1 pseudogene is annotated in these 664 nt (G+C 47.9%); it reads left to right on the plus strand.

The features are described from left to right. Window positions 1-664, plus strand: a pseudogene (locus ACFINO_RS10770) (hypothetical protein); the annotation flags it as partial.

Genomic DNA, 664 nt, shown 5'->3' on the forward strand with positions numbered 1-664 from the left:
GTTTGGCTGCGATGCGCCAAGAATTAGATGCCATACCAGCCGATCAAGAAGGGGCTGCTTTAACACGCTTACAGATTGAAAATTGTTGCGCACCAGGTATTGCGGTGTTGCGTTTTGCTTGTGTGGATGATTTTAAAAATCAATCGGAACATCAACGAAGTGTTGCTGCTTTTGCTTGGTGTGAGAAACATATAAAACCTCTTCATATTGGGCTTGACCGGCGGCGCCAACATGTTTTTGGTGTTGATTTTGCGCGCAGTGGCGATGCGACGTCGATTGTGGTGATGGAGGTGGGACAAGATCTGGTGCGCCGTGTCCGTTTTATGGTGGAATTGCGCAATACGCCGTTTGACCAACAAAGAGAGATTTTATTTTATGTGATGAATGGCTTGCCGCGTTTGTTGGGGGGCGCTTTGGATGCACGGGGCAATGGGGCTTATTTAGCCGAAAAGGCGGCGCAGCGTTATGGGGGTCTGGTGCGGGAAGTGCAATTGTCGCAAAATTGGTATGGCAAAGAGATGCCGGCTTATTTGGAAGCTTTTGGGGATGGGTCCATTGTTTTGCCGCGTGATAGTGACATTGTTGCCGATCATCAAGCGCTTGCTTATGTCAATGGCATTGTGAAAATTCCAGACAATCATCGTTTTAAAGGCAGTGATGGTTT

It is taken from the genome of Bartonella sp. AA83SXKL (assembly GCF_042196965.1).
Classification (GTDB): Bacteria; Pseudomonadota; Alphaproteobacteria; order Rhizobiales; family Rhizobiaceae; genus Bartonella.